This window comes from Erwinia artemisiae, assembly GCF_051400835.1.
In the GTDB taxonomy this organism is placed as follows: Bacteria; Pseudomonadota; Gammaproteobacteria; order Enterobacterales; family Enterobacteriaceae; genus Erwinia; species Erwinia aeris.
This window is the reverse complement of sequence record NZ_JBLFFM010000002.1, coordinates 628,223-648,335: the sequence shown is the minus strand read 5'-3', so window position 1 is coordinate 648,335 and position 20,113 is coordinate 628,223. Positions and strand designations below refer to the sequence as shown.

Here is a 20,113-nt window from a genome sequence, read left to right as displayed (position 1 = left end):
AATTATAGCGGATTTTCCTGATTAAAATAAAAGCAATCCGTGCCATTTTCCGCTGGAATCGCTGCGCGAAAAGACCGCGTTTTTGCACCCTGGCGCTTATCTGCTACCCTTGCGACGACAAAAAAAGCAAGCTGAGGAGAGAAATCATGATCGGTAAGAAAACACTGGCCGCTTTTGCGGCGGCGATTCTGCTGGCGGGTTGTCAGTCGGGCGCACACAAAGGTGCGGCGTCCGGCCCGACGGATCCAGAACTGGATCGCTGCGGCGCTTCCGACTACCAGCAGTACGTTGGCAAACCGCTTTCCGCCATTGACGGGCTCCGCTTTGAGCACCCGGCTCGTGCGGTGCCGTGGAACTCAGCGGTTACCATGGATTTTAATCTTAACCGGTTGAATTTTATGGGCGACAGCCAGAATACTATCACCCGCGTCTACTGCGGCTAATACCACTTATTCACCCACCAGTGGCGCAGCCGAATGCCCGTGGCGCTGGTCCAGCCGGTGGTGCTTTGCACCACCTTGCTTTTCTTCACGATTAACAGCGTTGGCATCACGTCTGTCTGCCAGCGTGCGGCTATAGCGCCGGTGGGATCGTTAATGACCGGCAGGGTAAGATGTTTACCGTTCAGCAGACGGACGATCTGAATATCGTTGCCGGCATGGTGCACAATGGCCAGCACGTTATAGCCGCTGTTGCTCAGGTTAGTGATATCGCGGGTGGTATAACGACAAACGCTACAGTTGCCACTCCAGAAGTAAATCAGCAGCGGTTTTTTTGCGCTCAGCTCGGCGATAGTAATCGTCCGGCCATCAATAGTATGGAAAATCTGTTGGGCAAAATCTTCTGGCGGTTTCGGTGCGCGCAGCCAGTCCATCAGCCATAACACCACAGCAATCGCCAGCAATAATGAAAAAATCGTCCGCAAGCCCTGTCTGATATTAGCCATGAGCCTGTCCCACCCTGCGCGTCCGGGGCAGATGAGCGTAATACGCCGTTGTAAAGCCTGTAAGCATGTCCTTTTACCTGAGTAGGAGCAACGGATCCGACCGTTGCTGATAAAGAGAAGTCCGTTCACTTTATCATTTGAAATGTCAGTCTCTTTCACGATACGAAAGGTTATCTGATTGTCATACACCTGCAACAGGCGCGCTGTACTTTACGCTATTAATAAAGGTGACATTTTGATCTCGCCACAGACAGGTATGCCCGTTTGCTTCCCGCCCCGTGCGGGTTTTTTTTGGGCGAGCATTATCACGGCGTTATCAGTAAAAAAATAAGGCATAAGGTAAGCGCACTGCTCCCGCTTCAGAGGCGTTACCGTTCAGGGCGTTTTTCTTCCAGTAGCTGGGTCAGCAAGTTGCGATAGCCCTGCAGTTGGGTTTCATCTATCTCGCCTTCCAGCCTGGCAATAACGGTAGCGATAATCGCTTTGCTGGTGGTTGGTCTGCCGTTACGCATCAGTTCGGTCATGATGGCCGCCAGCAGCTCGCTCTCTTTCGGCGCGTTGAAAGCAGGGCTGTTAAAATACTCGGTGATTTCCCGGCCTGCGCCGGTAGCGTGATGAACCATGGTAAACCTCCTGCAAAGCGCCATCGACAGCCCGGCAATGAGATCGGGAAAGGCTTAACGGGCTAATTTACCAAACCGAATAAATTGCCATTTAGCCTGGAAAATAACCAGGTGGAGATTTTTATTAGTCTGGATGGGCGTAGCGGAATGTCCAGCCGCCGCCGCAATATTTTTTTGTCGTTATGCCGTAGCAAAAAGCGTCGCGAGTGAAGGTTTAACTGAATGCGGCAAAAAGATGAAAATTATCTTTATAAAAATCAGCGAATTGACATTAAATTACTTTTTTTTAGTCATCAGCGCTTGTGCCGCAGCGCTGGTTATGAGTAAATGCACCGTCGGTTTTGAAACAGACACGTATGCGAGCAATTTTAGTAAAGCAGTTTTCAGTTAAAGCGTTATCTCAGATATCTCTTCTTCCTGACTTCCTTCTTGAGTGCCCCATAAGTCTACCCTGTTGACAAACCTCGTGCCTTAACGGCTTTATACTTATTGAAGGAAAGACAAATGTCTAACAAAATGACTGGTTTAGTAAAATGGTTCAACGCTGAGAAAGGTTTCGGCTTTATCTCTCCAACTGACGGCAGCAAAGATGTGTTCGTACACTTCTCTGCAATCCAGAACCAGGGTTTCAAAACTCTGGAAGAAGGTCAGAAAGTTGAATTCTCTATCGAAAACGGCCAGAAAGGCCCTGCAGCTGCTAACGTAACTGCACTGTAATTCGAGAGAAACTTCTGCTGCGACCTCGTCGGGCAGAAGAACAAAAACCCGCCATAAGGCGGGTTTTTTGCGTTTAGCGTCAGAAGAATTACCCTCTGCCGCCTGTTTTCTGTTTCTGGCTTTGCACGCCAGCCGTTATCCGCCTTCTGAAGCTATCGCTTGTCTTCAGTTGTGGCCTGGCGCCTTTATGGTCTTCTGACCTTCTGACCACCGCTCATTGATGGCTTACCGCTTTGCTATTTATCGCCGGCGAGCGCGCTTTGCGGGCAGCGTCCCACCGTGAAAACAACCGCTTGTGAACCATGCCGATGGCCTGTAACGATGTCTGACCGTTTTGGCGTTCAGGCAGGGAGTTGTTACACTCATGGCTCGCATTCTCCTGCAGAGCATAAAAAAACATGGAATCCTGGAAGGTTAACCTTATTTCGGTCTGGTTTGGCTGCCTGTTTACCGGCCTTGCTATCAGCCAGATTATTCCTTTTCTGCCGCTCTACGTGGAGCAGCTGGGCGTCACCGATCCCAGCGCGCTGACGCTGTGGTCAGGGTTAATCTTCAGCATTACCTTTATGGTTTCAGCCATTGTCTCGCCAATGTGGGGCAGCCTTGCCGATCGTAAAGGGCGTAAGCTGATGCTGCTGCGCGCTTCGCTGGGCATGGGAATAGTCATTTTTTTACAGGCTTTTGTAACCAACGTCTGGCAGCTGCTGCTGTTACGAGCGTTGATGGGGCTGACCTCCGGCTATATTCCCAACGCCATGGCGCTGGTCGCTTCGCAGGTGCCGCGCGAGCGCAGCGGCTGGGCGTTGAGCATGGTTTCCACCGCGCAAATCTGCGGCGTGATTATGGGGCCACTGCTGGGCGGCTTTCTGGCCGACTGGGTCGGGCTACGTGCCGTATTTTTTATTACCTCCTGCCTGCTGCTGACCAGCTTTATGATTACGCTGTTTCTGATCAAGGAAACCGGGCATCGCAAAATCAGCAAAGAAGAAAAGCTCAGCGGCGCCATGGTTTTTCGTTCGCTGAGTCATCCCGGATTAATTATCAGCCTGTTTATCACCACGCTGGTTATCCAGCTTTGCAACGGCTCAATTAGTCCAATCCTTACGCTGTTTGTGCGCCAGCTGGAGCCGAACGTAGAAAATATTGCCTTTATCAGCGGCGTCGTGGCGGCCATTCCCGGCGTATCGGCGCTCTTTTCCGCGCCCCGACTGGGCAAGCTGGGCGACCGAATCGGCGCGCAGCGCATTTTATTTGCCGCGTTAATGCTGACGATAGTGCTGTTTCTCGCCATGTCGTGGGCAAGCAGCGCCTTACAACTCGGTGCGCTGCGTTTTCTGCTGGGGTTTGCCGAAGGCGCCATGATGCCGGCGGTGCAAACGCTGCTGCTGCGCTACTCCAGCGACCGCATTACCGGACGGATTTTTGGCTATAACCAGTCGTTTATGTATCTGGGTAACGTGGTCGGGCCGCTGATTGGCTCAGGCGTTTCCGCCATCGGCGGTTTCCGCTGGGTCTTTACCGCCACGGCGATCGTGGTGCTGATTAATACCGTGCAGCTGATGCTGGTCTGGCGGCGCAGAAAAGCGGCTGCGGCGGCCTGATCACGCCTCGTTTGCGGCTTTAGCCTTTTAAGGTTTTTCGCGCTTTCCCGCAAGGAAAGCGTTAAGCGTGGTTACGCCGGGTAAAAACAGGGGCTAACAGGAGTTTTCTGCATTGTCGGCCCGTGCGGCGAGGCTTACTATCAGCGCCATTGTTACCACGAGGAAAGAGTAATGAGTCGTTTGATTAAGGCAGTAAGTGTGGTCGCGCTGGTAACAGCATTAAGCGGATGTCTGTTCCCGCCGCCGGGCGGCGGTGGCGGTCACGGCGGTTGGGGCGGCGGCGGCCCACGCGGCGGTTTCTCCCAGGGGCCGGGCCGCTAATAAATGACGGGTCGGCGTGATATGCGCCGGCCCGTTTTTTATCAGTATGCTTCTTTCCCTCTCTCGCCAACAGCATAGCTTGTTCGCTATCCGGCTTAAAATTTAATTACTACAAATAACAATAACTTATCCAATCCTGCGCACGCCATGCTTCGCTTTAAGATGGCCGATCTCCCTGTTAATGCCAGGCTTATCAAGTCTGATAATACAAAAGCATAACAAGAAAGGAGCCTGTCGTGAGCTATCAAAACGCTATCGTCCTGCAGGATTTACCGCAGCTGAAACCGGTCAGGGTGCCCATTGGGGAGCAGGAGATCCTGCTGATTCGGCAAGACGATGAAATCAAGGCCTACCAGGCCAAATGCCCGCATTCCGGCGCGCCGCTGGAGCAGGGCGCTATCCGTGACGGCTATCTGGTTTGTCCCTGGCATAAGGCCAATTTCGCCATCAGCGACGGCAGTCTGTGCGAGCCGCTGGCGCTAAGCGATCTGCAACGCTATCCGGTCAGGGTCGAGAACGGTATGGTGCAGGTGGATCCCGAAGCGCTTCCCCCGCTGTATCAATTTGCAGAAGAAGAAGATGAGCCGGTGTTCGCGATCCTGGGCACCGGCGCGGCAGGCGCGGCGGCGGCCTGGACGCTGCGTCGGGAAGGCTTTAAGGGAAGGCTGGTGCTGGTCGATCGCGAACAGCAGGCACCTTACGATCGCACCGTGCTGAGCAAATTCGTGCCGTCCGGCAAGATGGCGATTGATGAGGTGCCGCCTCTGCTGGATGACGATTTCTGGCACTATGCCGAACGCAAGCACGGCGACGTGGAGCAGCTGGACAGCCGCGAGCAGCTGCTGCGCTTTGCCGATGGCTCCACTCTGCATTATGACCGGCTGCTGATTGCCACCGGCGGGATCCCGCAGCGGCCCGATTTCAGCGGCAAGGCGCTGTTCGGCGTACACGTGCTGCGCAGCCTTGAACAGGCGGCGACGCTGTTGCAGGAGGTGGATGAAAGCAGTCAGCTGGTGATCGTCGGCAACAGTTTTATCAGCATGGAGCTGGCTTCTGCGCTAAGAGCCAAAAAAGTGCAGGTGCAGGTTATCGCGCCCGATGCGCTGCCGTTTAAAAAGCAGTTCGGCGAGCAAATCGCGCGCTATTTTCGGGAGCTGCATGAAGAAAACGGCGTGGAGTTTATCGAAGGCGAAGTGGCCGCGCTGCAGGGCGAGAAAGGCCACGTCAGCGGCGTCGAGCTTAAAAACGGTCGCGTGGTGCCCGCCACTGCCGTGCTGCTGGCAACGGGCGTCGCGCCCGGCACCGGGTTTATTCACGATCTGCCGCTGAACGACGACGGCAGCCTGACGGCCAGCGAGGAGCTGGAAATCGCGACCAACGTCTGGAGCGCGGGCGATATCGCCACCTGGCCTGCCGCTTCCGGCCCCATGCGCATCGAACACTGGCGCGTGGCACAGCAGCAGGGCCGGGTGGCGGCGAAGAACATGCTGGGTCGCGGCGAGAAGTTCGATCGCGTGCCCTTTTTCTGGACGGCGCAGTTCGGCACGCGCTACGAGTATCTGGGTCATGCCAAAGAGTGGGACGATTTCCGGCTGTTCGGTTCGCTGAAGGAAAAAACCTTTGTGGCGCTCTATGGGCAAAGAGGTCAGCTGGCCGCGGTCGCCTCCTGCGGGCTGTATACCTTTACCGCCGATCTGGTGCGTCGGATGCAGCAGCCGATGACCATGGCCGAAGGCGCGGCGCTGGCGCAAAAAGCGCTGGGCTGAATACGTATTCAGCCCCTCCGTAATGAGGGGCTGAAGTGGGTCAATCTTTACTCATCCGTTCCGACTTGTTCATGCACTGCTGCATCGCTTCCATGACCGCCGCACGGAATCCTTTCTCCTCCAGCACTTTTACCGCTTCGATGGTGGTGCCGCCTGGCGAGCAGACCATATCTTTCAGCTCGCCGGGATGCTTGCCGGTTTCCAGCACCATCTGCGCGGAGCCTTTTACCGCCTGCGCCGCAAACTGATAGGCCTGCGCTCTTGGCATCCCGCCGAGCACCGCCGCGTCGGCCATCGCCTCGATAAACATAAAAACGTAGGCCGGCGCAGAGCCGCTGACGCCGACCACGGCGTGGATTTGATATTCCGGCACCAGCGCCGCCTTGCCGAAGCCGTTAAAAATCGCCACGATTTCATCCGCTTCTTCTTTGGTCACCAGCACGTTCGGCGTCACGGAGGTCATGCCTTCATTGACCAGCGCTGGCGTATTGGGCATTACGCGCACCAGTTTGCGATCGTGCCCCAGCGCCTGCGCCAGCGAATCAAGCGTGACGCCAGCCGCGATGGAAACCACCACGGTATCTTTGTTCAGGCAGCCGGAAATTTCCTTGAGTACGCTAAGGATAACGTTGGGCTTCACCGCGCCGAATAAAATATCGGCCTGTTTCGCGACTTCTTCCGCGCTGCTGCCCGGCGTAATGCCGTACTGCTCGTGCATGGCCTGATTCGTTTCGGGCTTGCGATCGTAAACCCAGATGTCTTCCGCTTTCACCTGGCCGGCGGCAACCAGGCCGCCAATAATAGCTTTCGACATATTACCGCAGCCGATAAAACCGATTTTTTTCGTCATCCTTCTGCCTCTTTTTTGTCTTTTCATTCCGTTCAGCTTACGTCATTACCCGGCTTAATTCAGCTTCGGCTACGCTTAAGCGACAACCAGGAGCCGCAGATGAATCTAAAGAAACAAGATGAAATGGACAGCCGCCGCTATCCGGTTCAGGAGCATATGCGCCTGCAGCGGATTGAATGGCGGATACAGCGTATTGGCTATCTTTTTCTGTTTACTATCGTGATCCTGGGCGCCTGCGGGCTTTTCTCAAAAGGGATACTGAGCAACAAACGGGTGAAGTCGGCGGACGGCGCCCTGGAGGTGGAGTACGAGCGTTTCGGGCGGCTGGCGAGCGATATGTCGATGACTATCCGCATCAGGCCGCAGCAGGACGGTGACTTCAGGCTGGTGCTCAACGGCGAGGAGATGGACAACTTTCAAATTCAGTCGCTTCAGCCGCAGCCGCAGCAGGCGTTCAGCCGTGGCAACGCTCTTGAACTGCACTGGTCTTCTCCTCGCTATCGCGACGGCGCGACGGTGTGGATTGGCCTACAGGCGCAGAACCCTGGCCGCTATCCGGTTACCGTGACGCTGGACAATAAAACCAGCGTGCAGTTTACCCAGTGGATTTATCCTTAGGAGCCAATTATGGAAACCGTTTTGCGGGCTGCCAGTATGTATTTATTGCTGCTGGTAGTGTTGAAAATCGCCGGACGCCGCACGCTGATGGAGATGACCTCGTTTGATTTGATCCTGCTGCTGATTATCAGCGAGGCGACGCAGCAGGCGCTGCTGGGCAACGATTTTTCGGTCACCGGCGCGTCGCTGACGATTATCACCCTGGTGGTGGTCGACATCCTGTTCGGCATGTTGAAGGCGCGTTTTCCCCGGCTGGATATGCTGATTGACGGCACGGCGCTAATCCTGGTGGAAAACGGCAGTCTGCTGCCGGAAAGAGCCAGAAAAGCGGGCATTTCCGAAGAGGATATCCTGAATTCTGCCCGCAGCACCGCGGGGCTGGAGCGGCTGGATCAGATCAAATTCGCTATTCTGGAGAAGAACGGCAAGATCAGTATTATCCCGCAGCGCTAAGATGCGGTGAATAACAGGTTGCCATTCCTGAAAAGCCAGGCAAGATCGCAGGCAGTGTTGTGTTGATAAAGGAAAGGGCGATGCCAGTCTGGGTAGATGCCGATGCATGTCCAAAGGTAATTAAAGAAGTGCTGTATCGTGCGGCGGAGCGCGAGCAGGTAATGGTGACGCTGGTGGCGAATCAGTCGCTGAGCGTGCCGCCCTCGCGTTTCTTACGCACGCTGCGGGTGCCGGCGGGTTTTGACGTAGCGGATAATGAAATTGTTCGAAGGGCGCAACCCGGCGATCTGGTGATCACGGCAGATATTCCGCTGGCGGCGGAAGTGATGGAAAAAGGGGCCGTGGCGCTGAATCCGCGCGGCGAACGCTACAGCGAGGCGACGATAAAAGAGCGGCTGACCATGCGCGATTTTATGGACACGATGCGGGCGAGCGGCGTGCAGACCGGCGGCCCTGCGACGCTGAACCAGCGCGACCGTCAGCAGTTCGCCAACGAGCTGGATAAATGGCTACAGGCGCAGCGCGGCAAATAGCAAAAGGCGGGGAAATCCCCGCCTTTCATTTATGCAACCAGCCTCGACCTTATTCAGACAAAGCTGTCGTCGTCGTCAAAACCGCCGTTGTCGAAATCATTATCGTAGTCGCTGGCGTAATCCTGCGGCAGTCCGGCATCCTGATTCAGGAAGGGGGCGTCGGTGCCGTTGTTAAACGTATCCAGATTATTGTCGAAACTTTCCTGCGGCAGCGCCGGTTCGTTAATAATGTTTACGATCTCTTCCGGCTGCGAGTGGTGGAACATGCTGGTCAGCATATCCGCCATCACTACGCCGCCCGCCACGCCGACCGCCGTCTGTAGCGCGCCGCCTAAAAAGCCTCGGCCAGCCGAAGGCGCCGCGGGCGCAGAATAGGGCTGCTGCGCGTTATTCCACGGCTGCTGCTGCTGCTGTGGTGCATTGCCCCAGGCAGACTGCTGCTGTGGCGCGTTGTAGGATTGCTGCTGCTGCTGCTGCTGCTGCTGGCGGCCGCCGCCAAACAGGCCGGAAAGAAAGCCGCCGCTGCTTTGCTGCGGCTGGGCCGCCAGCTTCGCCTCTAATTCGCTCACCCGATTGTTCAGCTGTTTCAGGGCCGCTTCCTGGATCAGGATCGCCTGCGCCATGTAATAAGGCGCGCCAGGCTGCTGCTGAAGCTGTTGCTGGATCAGTTTTTCTGCGGCGGCATCACGCGGGCCGGACTGGGTTTCAGCCTGTTTCAGTCGGCCAAACAGGCTTTCAATTAACTTTTGTTCTTCGCTCTGCATAAGAGATCCTCATTAACGGGCTGTCCCTTTATTTTGGGGCAGAACCGGGGAAAGTAAACGAGGTTCGGGTAAGGAAATGTTGCCGGGCTTACCGCCAGGCTAAAATGGCTGTAACGGGAGGTTTACATGCTATTTTTGCTTTATATCAAAGGGATGTGCTGTTTCTGTCGTGCAATGGGTGTAAAGAAAAAGTGACTGCTGGTGACAAACAAGAATTCTCGGTATGATGCCTGCCTCTCATTATTCACTGCCGGTTGCTGCTAAGCGGCCAGTAAACAAGGCTGAGGAATTTTTCGCCATGTCCTTACCCCTCTATCTTATCGGCGCGCGCGGCTGCGGAAAAACCACGGTTGGCCAGGCATTGGCGCTGGCGCTGGGCTACGCCTTCAGCGATACGGACAAACATCTGCAGCAGACCACCGGACTGACCGTCACGGAAATTGTTGCGGCTGAAGGATGGCAGGGCTTCCGGCAGCGCGAGTCGCTTTCTTTACAGGCGGTAACGGCCGATCGCACGGTTATTGCTACCGGCGGCGGCATGGTGCTGGCAGCGGAAAACCGGCAGTTTATGCGCGAGCACGGCCAGGTTATCTATCTGAAAGCCGATGCCGCCGTACTGGCCGCCAGGCTGGAAGCCTATCCGGAACAGGCGCAGCGGCCCACGTTAACGGGCCGACCTATTGCTGATGAAATGGTCGACGTGCTGGCCGCCCGCGATAAGCTTTATCATGAGGCGGCCCACTATATTATCGATGCCATGCAGCAACCTGAGGTCGTGGTTGAGGAAATTATTAGCGCGCTGGCGCTGGCTCGCGCCAGTTAAACCTACGATTTTTCCCAAGTTGCGCAGAGCGGACAGAGAATTATCAGCCTTTGTCTATACTTGAAGTACGGAAGCTGGCCGCGCGGTAAATCCCGGCCAGCTCGGTAATACTTTAAGGAGGGAAAAGATATGCCTGGCAGACCGCCCTATCCTCGTGAAGCGCATATTGTTCCGATAAAAAAAGGAACGGAAGAAAATTGTGTCACCTGGTACGAACTTCGTGCCGATCATCCTAAGCCGGATACGCTAATCAGTGAGCACCAAAGCGAGCAGGAAGCGGTCGACGCTAAAGCTCGTTATGAAGATATCGAAAAAGAGTAACGTATGACGGCATGGACGCCGTAAAACACCGGGGCACAGCAAGGCGTGGTTAAAATGTAAGCGCTACCACCTGTAATTCAGGCGAATCTTCTGCCAAAACGACCGCTGTTGTTGCGACAGCAAGCTGTCTGGCTCAAGCAAAAAATAATTTTGCGGCAGAAGACAAATTACCAACATAATTTGCTGTGTATTGATATTTGTATCATGGGATCCGGGCTTGACCGAAAGCGACTGGCGTCATATTTTCGCTGCACGTTTATAAGCCTGACGCTTCCATTGCCTTTAACTGGACAGACCATTGACCGAGATCTTCACCACTCCGCTTTCCCATCCAAATCCGTCGTCTTTTTCCGGAACTGATATCCTGTTTTCCGGAAGTTTTATGTCCGACGTGTTTCATGAGGCAGAAAGCAATACCCACAAACTGGCTACCTTAACCTTAGGAAAGGCGCCTCGCAGAGATCTGCTGCCTCTGCTGCTGGAACACCTGCCTGAAGAGAATATCGCACACTTCGGATTGCTTGACGGCCTTTCAGCGGCCGACATCGAACAGCGTTATGGGCCGGTAGCGGGCGAAAAGGTGACGATGACGCACATGGAGGATGGCTCTTTCGTCATTCTCTCTGCCGCGAAGGTCGAGGCATCCCTGCAAAAGTTGATCAACAAGCTGGAAGCGGAAGGATTTGAAAATATTCTGGTTCTTTGCGCAGGCGAGTACAAAAACCTTAAGACCAGCAGCGCTGTTCTGCTGGATGCGTACCGTATGCTGCCGCCGTTGGTTAACGCCATTACCGACGGCCATCAGGTCGGCGTCATGGTGGCGCGAAAAGAATATCTGGGCGAGCAGGGCTATAAGTGGCAAAGTCTGTCTTCAAGGCCTTGCTTTGCCGTAGCTAATCCCTGGGTAAAGCACGACGACGAGCTGATTGATGCCGCGCTACAGCTTCAGGAGCAGGGCGCCGATGTTGTGGTGCTGGACTGCCTGGGCTATCAGCAGCGTCATCGTGATTTCTTACAAAAACTGCTGGGTATCCCTGTACTGCTCTCCAACGTGCTGCTGGCCGGACTGGCCGCAGAGCTGGTAGCGTAACGATTACGGGCCGCCCGTTTTCATCTCTGATAAAGGATAGTGCCATGCTCAACGTCAGCGAGTACTTCGAAGGAAAAGTGAAATCGATCGGGTTTGACAGCGCCAGCACAGGGCGCGCCAGCGTCGGCGTGATGGCGGAAGGGGAGTATACTTTTAGCACCGGCGATCCGGAAGAGATGACCGTGGTCAGCGGCTCGTTTAAAGTGCTGCTGCCGGGCGAAACCGAATGGCGTCACTACGATCCGGGCCAGGTTTTCAACGTGCCGGGCCACAGCGAGTTTCACCTGCAGGTAGCCGAACCTTCTTCCTACCTTTGCCGTTACCTGAAAGCGTGATGCAGAGAGGCCGGGCATCCGGCCTTCGTGTTTCCTGGCTTTGCTGGTATCTGAAAGCGTGATGCAGAGAGGCCGGGCATCCGGCCTCCGTGCTTTGCTTAACGCTGCGCTTCGCCGCCCAGCGCTTCGATAGTATTGGCTATCAGTGCAGACAGCTCGCCGGTCATCAGGATAAAGTCGGCATCAAAGCGTGCCGCCACGTCTTCCCTGTCGATGTCGTCATTCTGCTCACGCAGCGTATCGGCGAACTTCAGGCGTTTCAACGATCCGTCGTCCGACAGCACCAGCTGCACGCGTTCCTGCCAGTCCAGCGCCAGCTTCGTTACCAGCTTGCCCGCTTCGATATGATTAGCGATTTCATCGCACACCAGATCCTGCTTTTTACAGCGAATCACGCCGCCGTCTTCCAGCAGCGCTTTCAGCTCCGCTTCATCCATCAGCGCAAAGCCCGCCGGCGTATCGCCGGAGCGAACCCATTCGGTCAGCGTCAGCTCAATCGGGCTTTCCAGCGTTAGCGGTACCACCGGCAGCGACCCCAGGCTTTTACGCAGCAGGGCCAGCGTATCTTCCGCTTTTTTGGCGCTGGCGCAGTCGACCATAATCATGTTGTTAACGGTGTCGATCCAGACAAAGGTCTGGCTGAAGCGGCTGAAGGCGCGCGGCAGCAGGCTGTGCAGCACTTCATCCTTTAACGAATCCTTTTCCGTTTTCTTCAGCTTGCGCTGCTGCTCCGCTTCCAGCTTGCTGATTTTCGCTTCCAGCGCCTGTTTGATCACTGGCGACGGCAGGATTTTCTCCTCTTTGCGGGCGCAGATCAGGATCTGTCCGTTATTGACGTGGGTCAGCGCATCGCTTTTGGATCCCATCGGCGCAACCCAGCCGGTTTTCGCCATGTCCTGACTGCCGCAGGGAGTGAAAGAGAATGCCTCAAGTTGTTTTTCCATTTCGTCTGCCGCCAGCGGGATCTCGCGATTCAGACGATATACCATCAAATTTTTAAACCACAGCATTGTACTTTCCCTCTCCGGCGCGTCATGCGCGCTCATTCAAAGTCAGCGCGCATGATAGCGAATCGGCGACGGGGTTTCATTGCCTTTTGTCGTTATTCTCCGACCAGCATCGCATCGCGCGGCGCGCTGGCGCGCTGGGCTTTGGTCAGCAGGAAATAGCCGTAGCCAGCGGCCATTAACAGCGCAAACAGCCCGCCAATAACCGGGTTAAACCACAGCATCGCCACCAGGCAGACCAGCGCCAGCAGCAGCGCGATGCCGGGCACAACAGGGTAGCCCGGCGCGCGGAAACTGCGTGCCAGATCCGGCGCGCTACGCCGCAGACGGAACAGGCTTAACATACTCATCAGGTACATTACGATGGCACCAAACACCGCCATGGTGATCATCGCCGCCGTCAGCGTCATGCCCTGAAGATTGATCCAGCCGTCGCTAAAAATGGCGGCGATACCAATCACGCCGCCGGCGATAATAGCGCGGTGCGGCGTCTGAAAACGGGAAAGCTTCGCCAGCCCGGCGGGCAGGTAGCCCGCGCGAGAAAGCGCGAAGAACTGGCGCGAATAGCCGAGAATAATGCCGTGGAAGCTGGCGACCAGGCCAAAAAGACCGATCCAGACCAGCATATGCATCCAGTTAGAGTGCTCGCCGACAATCATTTTCATGGCCTGCGGCAGCGGGTCGTTGATGTCCGAAAGCCTGCGCCAGTCGCCCGCGCCGCCCGCCAGCAGCATCACGCCAATCGCCAGCACCACCAGCGTCAGGATCCCGGCGATATAGGCCTTAGGGATGGTGCGTTTGGGATCGCGGGCCTCTTCGGCCGCCATCGCCGCGCCTTCAATGGCCAGAAAAAACCAGATGGCAAAAGGGATAGCGGCAAAAATGCCGGAGACGGCGGGCAGGCCGAAGCTTTCGCTGCCCGCCCAGCCGTGCGCGGTAAAATTGCTCAGGCTGAAGCCCGGTGCGACCACGCCCATAAAGACCAGCAGCTCGATCACCGCCAGCACCGTCACCACCAGTTCAAACATGGCCGCCAGCCTGACGCCCAGGATATTCAGCGTCATAAAAATCAGGTAAGCGCCGACCGCGGCATATTTGGGATTCAATCCCGGATACTGCACGTTAAGGTAAGCGCCGATCGCCATGGCAATGGCCGGGGGAGCGAAGACAAACTCAATCAGCGTCGCCATACCGGCGATCAGCCCGCCGGTTTCGCCAAAGGCGCGGCGGCTGTAGGCGAAAGGGCCGCCCGCGTGCGGAAGCGCCGTGGTCAATTCGGTAAAGCTGAAGATAAAGCAGGTGTACATAAGGGCAATCAGGGCGGTCGTCACCAGAAAACCCATGGTGCCCGCCACGCCCCAGCCGTAGCTCCAGCCGAAATATTCGCCGGAAATGACCAGGCCTACCGCAATGCCCCACAAATGTATCGTGCCCAGAGTAGGCTTTAGCTTGCTTGTCATATCGCTGTTCCCGCCAGTAAGTGTTGATTGATAATGCAGCCGTCGTCCCGGGGAAACTTGACGCGGGCATAAGGATTTTTGCGCTCTGCTGTCAACTCACAAGCAAAAAAAGTGCCCGCTGTACGCTAAAGTCAAAAGAGGGTTACCTGCGGTCAAGCGATTGAGGAAGCGTCACGCCATGCTGGTTCAGGCCGTATCAACTTCTTTCGGGAGCCACACTGATGACCAGCCAATATGACGACCTGACCAATGCCGCGCTGCTGGCGCTTGCCCACCGCGCTCTGAGCCGCTATCCGGCCGCTTTACAGGGCAAACTCAGCCTGCTTTGCCGCTCGGAGAACGCTACCTTTCTGCTGGAGGCCGCCGGAAAACGCTATGCGCTGCGCCTGCATCGCGGCAATTATCATCAGCGCGCCGATATCCTCAGCGAGCTGCGCTGGCTGGATGCGCTGCGCGAAACGGGTATCGTGGTGCCGCAGGCGCTTGCCGATCGGGAAGGGCAGACCGTTCAGGATTTGCGGCTGGCGGACGGCAGCCTGCGCCACGCGGTGCTGTTCGACTGGATCGAAGGCGAGATGCCGGACACCGACGTCGATCCCCGCGCGTTCCAGGATCTTGGCCAAATCACCGCGCGGCTGCATCAGCACAGCAAAAGCTGGCAAAAACCGGCGGGTTTCCAGCGCATCATCTGGGATCATCAGACCATGGTCAGCCCGCAAAGCCACTGGGGCGACTGGCGAGACGCGCCGGGCTTGCGGCGTGACGATCGCGGCGTGGTGGAGCAGGCCATTACCCGCGCTGGCGAAGAGCTGGCCCGATTCGGCAAAGATCCTTCCCGCTATGGCCTGATCCATGCCGATCTGCGCCTGACCAATTTGCTGCGGCATAAAGGCGAAACGCGGGTGATTGACTTCGACGACTGCGGCATGGGCTGGTATCTGCACGATCTTGCGGCAGCCATCAGCTTTGTGGAGCACCATCCTCGTGCAGCGCAATGGGTGGACAACTGGATCAAAGGCTATGAGCAGGTGGCGCATATCAGCGATGCGGAGCTGGCGCTGGTGCCGACGCTGCTTATCCAGCGCCGTATACAGCTGCTGGCCTGGGTCGGCTCGCACGCGCAGACCGCGATGGCGCTGAGCCTGGGGCCGCTGTGGGCCGATCATTCGGTGCGCCTCTGCCATCGCTACCTGGAAACCAGCGAGCTACCGGTGGGCGCTTAGCCGCCAGCTGGTATAGAAATTGCTGAGTAAGCAGAGTGTTTTCTGCAGCGAGGCGATAAATAATGGAAAGCGGAGCGATCAAACGGCCTGAGATGGCAGCGGTGCTGAATGCTGGCTGTAACCATGGCGTGCTGGCCGCCGCTGCCAGCGGCCTCGGTGAATTTATCACGGAAAAAGGCGGCGACGTCGACCGCATTTTCGGCGTCAGCGGCATCGATCCGGAGCAGCTCGCCAGCCCGACGCTGAGCCTGGGGCTGGTTAACTACTGCCGGGTAATGGAGGAAGCGGCGCGCTGCTCAGGGTTTGATAACTTCGGTTTGCACTACGGCAGGCAGTTTAAACCGCAGTCATTAGGCCTGATTGGCTATGTCGGGCTTTGCTCCGCCACGCTGGAGCAGGCGCTGCACAACGTCGTCAACGCTTTTCCGTGGCATCAGCACGATACCCTGACGCGGCTGACCGACAAAGGCGACTGCTGGCGACTGGACTACCAGGTACGCCACGGCGCGATTTTATGCCGCAGGCAGGACGCCGAGCTGACGATGGGCATGTTTATGAACCTGATCCGTCACGTTGCCGGCAGGCACTGGGCGCCAAGAGAAGTGCACTTTGAACATCCCCGCCCCGAGCAGTGGCATGAGCACTGCAAAGTCTTTGACGCACCGGTTTGGTTTGAACAGCCCTGTAATGCCATGATCATCCCTAAAAAAGATCTGGCGCGCGCGATGCCTGAAAGCGATCCGATGCTGCTGCTGGTGATGCAGGACGCGATCCGGCGTCTGAACAGCGCGACGCCGCGCCAGAGCGTGGTCGATCGGGCGCGTTCGCAGGTGCGTCTGATGCTGATGCAGGGCGAGCCGGCGCTGCCCGAGGTGGCAGAAAAAATGGGCATGTCGAGCTGGTCGCTCCAGCGCCGCCTGCGCGAAGAGAACCTGAGCTTTACCGCGCTGGTGGACAAGGTGCGCTGCGAGCTGGCGACCTGGTATTTACAGCAGCGGCAGCTGCCGGTGTCCGAAATGGCGCTGCTGCTGGGCTATTCAGAAGTCAGCGCCTTTTCGCGCGCTTTTCGGCGCTGGTTTGGCGTCAGCCCGCGCCAGTGGCGGCAGGCCAGCTAGTCCGGCTTAAGCTCGATAGCCATTGAAGCCGGCCAGCTAGTCAGGCTTCAGCTCGATAACCATTGAGGTCGGCAGCGAAGGCGGCGGCGGCGGCAGGTTTTCCGCGCTGCCGATCACGCCCCATGCTTTCAGGCAGAGCTGTTCATCGCCCCGGGTGCTCTGTACGCCGTAGCGGCCGTTCTGGCGCCAGGTGACGGTGACGGTACAGGTGCGTCCATGATAGCGATGCGCATTGTAAAAATTGCGCTGAATGCCGTACTGCATCTCAGCAAAATAGCGACAGTTATTCTCCGTGCGGCCGCTACAGACTTTATCCGCCCATGCCTGCATCTCCTGCGGCGTGGCCGGTACAGGACGCGGCTCTTCTGGCGGAGAGTGGCAGGCCGTCAGCAGCAGCGCCAGCAGCGTCAGTCCGCTTTTAATCATTCCCGATGGCATTTTTTTCCCATGATTACTAAAGGTTTTCTGATGTAAGCCGATAGTTTAGCCTGTTAGCCTCAGGCTGACAGGTTATTCCGGCGATCCTGGGCCATTTACAGATTATTTCCCTGTCGTGGCCAGGCAGTAAAATACCGCTTGTTCGTCAAACGCTATTATTTCCTGTGTTTTTCTGCATCATTATTGTATTCTGCGCGCGGACGCTGGATGTATTTTTTTATTCATGGAAAAGAAAAGAATGAAATATCGTTATAACCTTGTTGCTTTTTCTTTATTAAGCTGCGCGCTGCTTAGCGGCTGCGCCACCGAATCCTCCCGAGCTATTGAAGCGCCGCAGGTAGCTGCCGCCAGCCAGCCGGTATATCAGGGCGCAAAAAGCCCGATAGCCATTGGCAAATTCGATAACCGCTCTTCTTATATGAACGGTATTTTCTCTGACGGCGTGGATCGCCTGGGCAATCAGTCTAAAACCATTCTTATTACTCATCTGCAACAAACCGGTCGTTTTAACGTGCTGGATCGTGCCAACCTTGATGAGCTGAAAAACGAAGCGGGCTATAAGCACAGTACTCAAACGATTAAAGGCGCGGATTACGTTATCACCGGCGATATTACCGAATTCGGTCGTAAAGAAGTCGGCGATCAGCAGCTGTGGGGCATCCTGGGCCGCGGCAAAACGCAGGTAGCCTATGCAAAGGTCAACCTGAACGTTGTCGACGTGGCGACCTCAGAAGTGGTCTACTCCGTGCAGGGCGCGGGCGAATACGCACTCTCCAACCGCGAAGTCATCGGCTTTGGCGGCACCGCCAGCTACGACTCCACGCTTAATGGCAAGGTCATGGACCTGGCGGTACGCGAAGCGGTAAATCATCTGGTCAGCGGTCTGGAATCAGGCGCGTGGCGTCCGGTTAAATAACGGAGAAAAAAATGCGAGTAATAAAATATACCGCAGCGGTTGCCACGGCACTGCTGTTAACCGCCTGCGCGCAGAAAAAAGAAAATATCTATTACTGGGGCGACTACCAGAATTCGCTTTACAGCTTTTATCAAAACGGCAGCGCGCCGGAAAAAGAAATCGCTACGCTGAATAAAGTGATTGAAGAGGCGAAAGCCAAAAATAAACCGGTGGCACCGGGCCTGCACGCGCAGCTGGGATTACTTTATGTTAACGCTGGCCAGCCCGATTTAGCTTTCCAACAGTTTACCGCCGAGAAAACGGCTTTTCCTGAGTCCGCTTCTTATATGGATTTCCTGATGCGTAATAAGCAGGGAGCAAAATAATGAAAAAGCTTTTCGCCTTTACCGCTCTGCTGGCCGTTATCACGCTGACCGGCTGTGCAAAAAAAACGCCGCATGACTACAGCGCGTTTCGCGCCAGCAAGCCCGCTTCCATTCTGGTACTGCCTGCGGAAAACCACACAACGGATATCGCGGCGGCGCACAGCCTTACTTCGCTGGTCACCCAGCCGCTGGCGGAATCCGGCTATTACGTTTTCCCCGTGGCGGTGGTTGAGGAAACCTTTAAGCAGAACGGTCTGAACAACGCCACGGATATTCGCAGCGTTTCCACCACTAAGCTGCACGATATTTTTAACGCCGACGCGGCGCTGTATATTGATATCAACACCTACGGCACTAAATACCTGATCGTGGACAGCGAAACGCGCGTGACCGCTTCGGCAAAACTGGTGGATTTACGCAGCGGCAAGCAGATCTGGAGCGGGTCGGCGACGGCCTCCGATAATGAGAGCAGCAATAACAATCAGTCCGCGCTGGGGATGCTGATCGCCGCCGCCGTGCACCAGATCGCCAGCAACGTCTCGGATAAAGCCCATGATGTCGCGGCCATTACCAGCGCCCGCCTGCTGACGGCTGGCGACGACGGTGCGCTTCTGCCAGGCCCGCGCGCTAAGGCCGGGAAGATCTGACGGTTTACCGTCTGGCTAAGTAAAACGGTGAAATTTGATGGTTTGCCGTCTGGTTAAGCAAAACGGTGAAATTTGATGGTTCACCGTCTGGCTAAGTAAAACGGTAAAATCTGATGGTTTACCGTTTGGCGAAGGCAAAACGGCCCGGCTCGCATTCACGCGTGCCGGGCCGTTGCTTTTTCACGTTGCAGGGCGTTAGTCAGTCGCGCCCGACGGCCGCCGCGTTTTTACTGCGGTTGCTGGCGTAGATAAAGAACAGGGCGATGCCGAGACAAACAATGGCGCCCAGACGACTGGCCGAAAACGACACGGCCGCGTTGCCCAGCCAGCCAAAATTATCAATCAGCATACTCATCGCTAGCTGGCCGAAGATCACCGCCACCGTGGCGACCGCCGTCCCGATACGCTGTACCGCCAGCACCATAATCACAATGTAGGGAACGCCGCACAGCGCGCCCAGCAGCTGCCACTTCGGCACGTCAAGCAGGCTGACCGCCTGCTTCGGTTCAAAGAAAAAGATCAGCAGAGCCGTAATCAGCGCGCCGACGGAAAACGTCAGAAAGGCGCAGCGGAACACGCCCACTTTACTGCCCAACTGGCCGTTGATCGCGGCCTGAATGCTCAGCATCGCGCCGCCAGCCACTGCCAGAATAATCATCAAAATCGTTATCATTGTTTTATCCCCTTGCCACCAATACCAGCGCGACGACAATAAATAGCAGCGCGATCAGGCGCTTGCCGTCCGTTTTTCTTTGCGGCGTGCCCAGCAGGCCGAAGTGATCGATGATCAGGCTTTTAAACACCTGCCCGGCAAGAATGCCGATCATGGTCATCGCGACGCCGATGGTCGGCGTGGCAACGGTAAGGATAACCACGTAAATCGGCCCCAGTACGCCGCCCAGCAGCTGCCAGCCGGGCTGGGCAAAAAACGACGGGCTGTTGCGCGGGCTGAAAAAAAGCATCAGCAGAAAGGTCAGCGCGGCGCCAACACCGAAAATACTGAAGGTTGCCCACAGGTCGCCCACTTCTCCGCCCAGCGGCCCTAACAGGCCTGCCTCTACGGACAGGCCCATACCGCCGGCAATAACCAAGACAATCAATAAAAGTTGCATAGCAAAATTTCCCCGTTAATCAGGCGCGGAAGGTTACAGCGGTCGAGAGATGATAGAAATGCTATAGTG

At 56.2% G+C, this 20,113-nt stretch carries 26 protein-coding genes; 17 read left to right on the top strand and 9 right to left on the bottom strand.

The genetic code is table 11. The features are described 5' to 3' along the window. Window positions 1–146: 146 nt before the first annotated feature. The gene (locus ACMGEE_RS07735) at window positions 147–443 is read left to right on the top strand and encodes an I78 family peptidase inhibitor (protein WP_253455121.1); all 297 of its coding nucleotides are present in this window, start codon (window positions 147–149) and stop codon (window positions 441–443) included. On the opposite strand, the gene ACMGEE_RS07730 is transcribed toward ACMGEE_RS07735, so the two are convergent. Beyond that, complete coding sequence (locus tag ACMGEE_RS07730) at window positions 440–946, bottom strand: redoxin domain-containing protein (RefSeq protein ID WP_301729907.1); 507 nt, start codon at window positions 944–946, stop codon at window positions 440–442. The genes ACMGEE_RS07735 and ACMGEE_RS07730 overlap by 4 nt on opposite strands. Before the next feature lie 368 nt (window positions 947–1,314). After that, on the bottom strand, window positions 1,315–1,569 hold the full coding sequence (locus ACMGEE_RS07725; protein ID WP_301252276.1) for a biofilm development regulator YmgB/AriR family protein: 255 nt from the start codon (window positions 1,567–1,569) through the stop codon (window positions 1,315–1,317). Between the two features lie 504 nt (window positions 1,570–2,073). On the opposite strand from ACMGEE_RS07725, the gene cspE reads away from it, so the two are divergent. From cspE to ACMGEE_RS07705, 4 genes are all read left to right on the top strand, one after another. Beyond that, entirely contained in the window at window positions 2,074–2,286 is a 213-nt protein-coding gene (gene cspE / locus ACMGEE_RS07720; protein WP_125288360.1) for a transcription antiterminator/RNA stability regulator CspE, read from the top strand. A gap of 398 nt (window positions 2,287–2,684) precedes the next feature. Next, the gene (locus tag ACMGEE_RS07715; RefSeq protein ID WP_301252277.1) at window positions 2,685–3,887 is read left to right on the top strand and encodes a multidrug efflux MFS transporter; all 1,203 of its coding nucleotides are present in this window, start codon (window positions 2,685–2,687) and stop codon (window positions 3,885–3,887) included. A gap of 171 nt (window positions 3,888–4,058) precedes the next feature. Beyond that, window positions 4,059–4,208, top strand: a complete 150-nt coding sequence (locus ACMGEE_RS07710) for a hypothetical protein (protein WP_301252278.1) — start codon at window positions 4,059–4,061, stop codon at window positions 4,206–4,208. A 236-nt stretch (window positions 4,209–4,444) separates the two neighbouring features. Next, complete coding sequence (locus ACMGEE_RS07705; protein ID WP_301252279.1) at window positions 4,445–5,974, top strand: FAD-dependent oxidoreductase; 1,530 nt, start codon at window positions 4,445–4,447, stop codon at window positions 5,972–5,974. 40 nt (window positions 5,975–6,014) lie between these two features. On the opposite strand, the gene proC is transcribed toward ACMGEE_RS07705, so the two are convergent. Continuing rightward, on the bottom strand, window positions 6,015–6,824 hold the full coding sequence (gene proC / locus ACMGEE_RS07700; RefSeq protein ID WP_369896343.1) for a pyrroline-5-carboxylate reductase: 810 nt from the start codon (window positions 6,822–6,824) through the stop codon (window positions 6,015–6,017). A 99-nt stretch (window positions 6,825–6,923) separates the two neighbouring features. Between proC and ACMGEE_RS07695 the strand changes: the two genes are divergently transcribed. From ACMGEE_RS07695 to ACMGEE_RS07685, 3 genes are all read left to right on the top strand, one after another. Then, entirely contained in the window at window positions 6,924–7,442 is a 519-nt protein-coding gene (locus ACMGEE_RS07695) for a hypothetical protein (protein WP_436829859.1), read from the top strand. A 9-nt stretch (window positions 7,443–7,451) separates the two neighbouring features. After that, window positions 7,452–7,895, top strand: a complete 444-nt coding sequence (locus tag ACMGEE_RS07690; RefSeq protein WP_253455113.1) for a DUF421 domain-containing protein — start codon at window positions 7,452–7,454, stop codon at window positions 7,893–7,895. Between the two features lie 80 nt (window positions 7,896–7,975). Further along, on the top strand, window positions 7,976–8,428 hold the full coding sequence (locus tag ACMGEE_RS07685; RefSeq protein WP_301252283.1) for a YaiI/YqxD family protein: 453 nt from the start codon (window positions 7,976–7,978) through the stop codon (window positions 8,426–8,428). A 53-nt stretch (window positions 8,429–8,481) separates the two neighbouring features. On the opposite strand, the gene ACMGEE_RS07680 is transcribed toward ACMGEE_RS07685, so the two are convergent. Further along, window positions 8,482–9,192, bottom strand: coding sequence for a DUF2076 domain-containing protein (locus ACMGEE_RS07680; RefSeq protein ID WP_436829858.1), 711 nt, complete (start codon window positions 9,190–9,192; stop codon window positions 8,482–8,484). A gap of 298 nt (window positions 9,193–9,490) precedes the next feature. Here ACMGEE_RS07680 and aroL point away from each other — a divergent pair, with 298 nt between their 5' ends. The 4 genes from aroL (at window position 9,491) to ppnP (ending at window position 11,761) form a co-directional block, all read left to right on the top strand. Continuing rightward, on the top strand, window positions 9,491–10,015 hold the full coding sequence (gene aroL / locus ACMGEE_RS07675; RefSeq protein WP_253455110.1) for a shikimate kinase AroL: 525 nt from the start codon (window positions 9,491–9,493) through the stop codon (window positions 10,013–10,015). A gap of 129 nt (window positions 10,016–10,144) precedes the next feature. Then, entirely contained in the window at window positions 10,145–10,336 is a 192-nt protein-coding gene (locus tag ACMGEE_RS07670; RefSeq protein WP_125288368.1) for a YaiA family protein, read from the top strand. A 382-nt stretch (window positions 10,337–10,718) separates the two neighbouring features. After that, complete coding sequence (locus ACMGEE_RS07665) at window positions 10,719–11,426, top strand: AroM family protein (RefSeq protein ID WP_436829857.1); 708 nt, start codon at window positions 10,719–10,721, stop codon at window positions 11,424–11,426. A gap of 44 nt (window positions 11,427–11,470) precedes the next feature. Then, entirely contained in the window at window positions 11,471–11,761 is a 291-nt protein-coding gene (gene ppnP / locus ACMGEE_RS07660) for a pyrimidine/purine nucleoside phosphorylase (RefSeq protein WP_253455108.1), read from the top strand. 98 nt (window positions 11,762–11,859) lie between these two features. Here ppnP and rdgC read toward each other — a convergent pair whose 3' ends face one another. Next, complete coding sequence (gene rdgC, locus ACMGEE_RS07655) at window positions 11,860–12,771, bottom strand: recombination-associated protein RdgC (protein WP_253455107.1); 912 nt, start codon at window positions 12,769–12,771, stop codon at window positions 11,860–11,862. A gap of 92 nt (window positions 12,772–12,863) precedes the next feature. Beyond that, complete coding sequence (gene eat, locus ACMGEE_RS07650) at window positions 12,864–14,228, bottom strand: ethanolamine permease (protein ID WP_436829856.1); 1,365 nt, start codon at window positions 14,226–14,228, stop codon at window positions 12,864–12,866. Window positions 14,229–14,446: 218 nt separating this feature from the next. On the opposite strand from eat, the gene ACMGEE_RS07645 reads away from it, so the two are divergent. Further along, on the top strand, window positions 14,447–15,451 hold the full coding sequence (locus ACMGEE_RS07645) for a phosphotransferase enzyme family protein (RefSeq protein WP_301252332.1): 1,005 nt from the start codon (window positions 14,447–14,449) through the stop codon (window positions 15,449–15,451). A 62-nt stretch (window positions 15,452–15,513) separates the two neighbouring features. Further along, window positions 15,514–16,566 (top strand): AraC-like transcriptional regulator QhpR, encoded by a 1,053-nt coding sequence (qhpR, locus tag ACMGEE_RS07640; RefSeq protein WP_253455105.1) that lies wholly within the window; start codon window positions 15,514–15,516, stop codon window positions 16,564–16,566. Window positions 16,567–16,602: 36 nt separating this feature from the next. On the opposite strand, the gene ACMGEE_RS07635 is transcribed toward qhpR, so the two are convergent. Continuing rightward, window positions 16,603–17,004, bottom strand: coding sequence for a cell envelope integrity TolA C-terminal domain-containing protein (locus tag ACMGEE_RS07635; RefSeq protein ID WP_253455104.1), 402 nt, complete (start codon window positions 17,002–17,004; stop codon window positions 16,603–16,605). Window positions 17,005–17,242: 238 nt separating this feature from the next. Here ACMGEE_RS07635 and ACMGEE_RS07630 point away from each other — a divergent pair, with 238 nt between their 5' ends. From ACMGEE_RS07630 to ACMGEE_RS07620, 3 genes are read left to right on the top strand one after another with little or no spacing between them, the layout of a single operon-like run. Beyond that, window positions 17,243–17,920, top strand: a complete 678-nt coding sequence (locus ACMGEE_RS07630; protein WP_253455103.1) for a CsgG/HfaB family protein — start codon at window positions 17,243–17,245, stop codon at window positions 17,918–17,920. Window positions 17,921–17,931: 11 nt separating this feature from the next. Further along, on the top strand, window positions 17,932–18,285 hold the full coding sequence (locus ACMGEE_RS07625) for a DUF4810 domain-containing protein (protein ID WP_253455101.1): 354 nt from the start codon (window positions 17,932–17,934) through the stop codon (window positions 18,283–18,285). Then, complete coding sequence (locus ACMGEE_RS07620; RefSeq protein WP_301252291.1) at window positions 18,285–18,932, top strand: DUF799 domain-containing protein; 648 nt, start codon at window positions 18,285–18,287, stop codon at window positions 18,930–18,932. Before ACMGEE_RS07625 ends, ACMGEE_RS07620 begins: the two co-directional genes overlap by 1 nt. A 199-nt stretch (window positions 18,933–19,131) precedes the next feature. On the opposite strand, the gene ACMGEE_RS07615 is transcribed toward ACMGEE_RS07620, so the two are convergent. Then, window positions 19,132–19,602: a DMT family transporter gene (locus tag ACMGEE_RS07615; RefSeq protein ID WP_253461091.1), complete on the bottom strand. Its 471-nt coding sequence runs from the start codon at window positions 19,600–19,602 to the stop codon at window positions 19,132–19,134. A gap of 7 nt (window positions 19,603–19,609) precedes the next feature. Further along, on the bottom strand, window positions 19,610–20,044 hold the full coding sequence (locus ACMGEE_RS07610) for a DMT family transporter (protein ID WP_253455097.1): 435 nt from the start codon (window positions 20,042–20,044) through the stop codon (window positions 19,610–19,612). Window positions 20,045–20,113: the final 69 nt, after the last annotated feature.

Excerpts from the sequence above, each read along its gene's own strand:
- ACMGEE_RS07625 (WP_253455101.1), top strand. The coding sequence starts at position 17,932 with ATGCGAGTAATAAAATATACCGCAGCGGTTGCCACGGCACTGCTGTTA.
- ACMGEE_RS07665 (WP_436829857.1), top strand. The coding sequence starts at position 10,719 with ATGTCCGACGTGTTTCATGAGGCAGAAAGCAATACCCACAAACTGGCT.
- ACMGEE_RS07630 (WP_253455103.1), top strand. The coding sequence starts at position 17,243 with ATGAAATATCGTTATAACCTTGTTGCTTTTTCTTTATTAAGCTGCGCG.
- ACMGEE_RS07730 (WP_301729907.1), bottom strand. The coding sequence starts at position 946 with ATGGCTAATATCAGACAGGGCTTGCGGACGATTTTTTCATTATTGCTG.
- ACMGEE_RS07635 (WP_253455104.1), bottom strand. The coding sequence starts at position 17,004 with ATGCCATCGGGAATGATTAAAAGCGGACTGACGCTGCTGGCGCTGCTG.
- ACMGEE_RS07680 (WP_436829858.1), bottom strand. The coding sequence starts at position 9,192 with ATGCAGAGCGAAGAACAAAAGTTAATTGAAAGCCTGTTTGGCCGACTG.
- ppnP (WP_253455108.1), top strand. The coding sequence starts at position 11,471 with ATGCTCAACGTCAGCGAGTACTTCGAAGGAAAAGTGAAATCGATCGGG.
- ACMGEE_RS07685 (WP_301252283.1), top strand. The coding sequence starts at position 7,976 with ATGCCAGTCTGGGTAGATGCCGATGCATGTCCAAAGGTAATTAAAGAA.
- aroL (WP_253455110.1), top strand. The coding sequence starts at position 9,491 with ATGTCCTTACCCCTCTATCTTATCGGCGCGCGCGGCTGCGGAAAAACC.
- qhpR (WP_253455105.1), top strand. The coding sequence starts at position 15,514 with ATGGAAAGCGGAGCGATCAAACGGCCTGAGATGGCAGCGGTGCTGAAT.
- ACMGEE_RS07690 (WP_253455113.1), top strand. The coding sequence starts at position 7,452 with ATGGAAACCGTTTTGCGGGCTGCCAGTATGTATTTATTGCTGCTGGTA.
- rdgC (WP_253455107.1), bottom strand. The coding sequence starts at position 12,771 with ATGCTGTGGTTTAAAAATTTGATGGTATATCGTCTGAATCGCGAGATC.
- ACMGEE_RS07710 (WP_301252278.1), top strand. The coding sequence starts at position 4,059 with ATGAGTCGTTTGATTAAGGCAGTAAGTGTGGTCGCGCTGGTAACAGCA.
- proC (WP_369896343.1), bottom strand. The coding sequence starts at position 6,824 with ATGACGAAAAAAATCGGTTTTATCGGCTGCGGTAATATGTCGAAAGCT.
- cspE (WP_125288360.1), top strand. The coding sequence starts at position 2,074 with ATGTCTAACAAAATGACTGGTTTAGTAAAATGGTTCAACGCTGAGAAA.
- eat (WP_436829856.1), bottom strand. The coding sequence starts at position 14,228 with ATGACAAGCAAGCTAAAGCCTACTCTGGGCACGATACATTTGTGGGGC.
- ACMGEE_RS07715 (WP_301252277.1), top strand. The coding sequence starts at position 2,685 with ATGGAATCCTGGAAGGTTAACCTTATTTCGGTCTGGTTTGGCTGCCTG.
- ACMGEE_RS07670 (WP_125288368.1), top strand. The coding sequence starts at position 10,145 with ATGCCTGGCAGACCGCCCTATCCTCGTGAAGCGCATATTGTTCCGATA.
- ACMGEE_RS07735 (WP_253455121.1), top strand. The coding sequence starts at position 147 with ATGATCGGTAAGAAAACACTGGCCGCTTTTGCGGCGGCGATTCTGCTG.
- ACMGEE_RS07620 (WP_301252291.1), top strand. The coding sequence starts at position 18,285 with ATGAAAAAGCTTTTCGCCTTTACCGCTCTGCTGGCCGTTATCACGCTG.
- ACMGEE_RS07610 (WP_253455097.1), bottom strand. The coding sequence starts at position 20,044 with ATGCAACTTTTATTGATTGTCTTGGTTATTGCCGGCGGTATGGGCCTG.
- ACMGEE_RS07725 (WP_301252276.1), bottom strand. The coding sequence starts at position 1,569 with ATGGTTCATCACGCTACCGGCGCAGGCCGGGAAATCACCGAGTATTTT.
- ACMGEE_RS07695 (WP_436829859.1), top strand. The coding sequence starts at position 6,924 with ATGAATCTAAAGAAACAAGATGAAATGGACAGCCGCCGCTATCCGGTT.